General features: G+C 70.5%; 1 protein-coding gene. It reads left to right on the plus strand.

The features are described from left to right. Window positions 1–107 precede the first annotated feature (107 nt). The gene (locus ACSNOD_RS30845; protein ID WP_436770379.1) at window positions 108–1,322 is read left to right on the plus strand and encodes an IS30 family transposase; all 1,215 of its coding nucleotides are present in this window, start codon (window positions 108–110) and stop codon (window positions 1,320–1,322) included. Window positions 1,323–1,883: the final 561 nt, after the last annotated feature.

The raw sequence follows: 1,883 nt of genomic DNA on the forward strand, positions 1-1,883 counted from the left end.
CCCCCGGCAGTGGCCGGGGAGGAGCCCCGCCCCTCCGGAGCGGGACACCACCTCCACCCCGGCTTGGGTTCTAGTGGTTGTCGCAACGCCTGAGCTCAGGGGATGCGATGGACTTCGAGATCCGGGGGGACCGCAGGCCTCAGGGGCGCAGGAAGTTGCGTGGTGAGCGGGCGGAATACTTCCGGCTCATGCGCCAGGGCTACAGCAGCAAAGAGGCATCCCGGCTCGTCGGTGTGCATGAGAGGACCGGTCGTGAGTGGCGTAATGGCCGGAGGGGTCCGCAGGGGTACCGGGCGCCCGCTCACACCCCGCGGGTGCCTGTTTGCGCACGGTATCTGAGCGAGAGTGAGCGCATCCACATCGCTGACCGTCTGCGGGAGAAGGCCACCATCCGGGCCATCGCGGCCGAGCTGGGCCGCAGCCCTTCCACCGTCAGCCGGGAGATCCGCCGCAACCGCAGCGTGGAGGCCGGTGGCCGGTGGTGCTACCGGCCGCACGCCGCCCAGGCCCGCGCCGATGCCCGCCGACCCCGCCCCAAGCCCGGCAAGATCAGTAAAAACACCGCACTGCGCGACTTCATCCAAGAGGGCCTGGAGCGCAAGTGGAGCCCGCAGCAGATCTGCGAGAGTCTGCGCCAGACCTTTCCCGACCAGGTGGAGATGCACGTGGTGCACGAGACGATCTACCAGGCCCTCTACGTGCAGGGCCGCGGAGAACTGCGCCGCGAGCTGGCCCGGGCCCTGCGCTCGGGGCGCGCCCGCCGCCGCCCGCACCGCCAGGCGGCCTGTCGCCAGCCGCGCTTCACCCACCCGATGGTCATGATCAGCGAACGCCCCGCCGAGGCGGAGGACCGGGCGGTGCCCGGCCACTGGGAAGGCGACCTGATCATCGGCAAGGACGGCGGCTCAGCGATCGGCACCCTCGTCGAGCGCGCAACCCGCTACGTGATGCTGGTCCACCTGCCCCACGGCCGCGCGGCACAGGACGTCCGCGACGCCCTCGTCACCACCGTGAAGATGCTGCCCCGCCACCTGAAGCGGTCCCTGACCTGGGACCAAGGCTCAGAGATGGCCGCCCACCACGCCTTCAGCACCGCCACCAACATCCCGGTCTACTTCTGCGACCCAGCCAGCCCCTGGCAACGCGGCTCGAACGAGAACACCAACGGCCTGCTGCGGCAGTACTTCCCCAAAGGCACCGACCTGTCCGCCCACACCCGCGAACACCTCGACGCCGTCACCGCCGAACTCAACGGCCGCCCCCGCAAAACACTCAACTGGGAAACCCCAGCCGACCGCCTGCATAAACTACTCGCCGCCTAACACAACCGATCACGTGTTGCGACGACCCCTAGAAACCACCGGGCGGGAGAGGGGGTTGCGCCGTAGGCCGGGGCCTTTCCCGCCCCTTCGGGGCGGGGGGTGGGTGGTCGCGGTCGTGCGCTCTGTTCGTGGGTGGTGTCGGTGCCGCGCCGGGGTACCTCCTCGGCGGCGCACGTGCACCTTTGTTCTTCGGCTTGCACAAAGCGGGGTGGGGGGTCTCGCGCTCCCTGCGTGCCTGGCTGAGCCGTGATCGCGACCTGCTGCTCGCAGACAGCTCCGGCTCCGCCGGAGAAAAGAAGACGGGCGGGTGGCCGAGGGACGGCAGCAACCAGCTACGACCACCCCCTACCGCGGGCGCGTCGCTCTACGGGCCGGAGGGGACGTGGCGGGGTGCCCCCGCAGCGCGGCGCACATCTCCCCAGGGAGAGCCGAAGAACAACCCGCACGGTGCGCCGCCGAGGAGGTACCCCGGTGCGGCACCGACCCACCCACGGACAGAGCGCACGACCGCAACCCACCACCCCCCGCGCCGAAGGGGCGGGAAAAGCTTGTGGCGGCCGA

This window comes from Streptomyces sp. URMC 123 (assembly GCF_051386515.1).
In the GTDB taxonomy this organism is placed as follows: domain Bacteria; phylum Actinomycetota; class Actinomycetes; order Streptomycetales; family Streptomycetaceae; genus Streptomyces.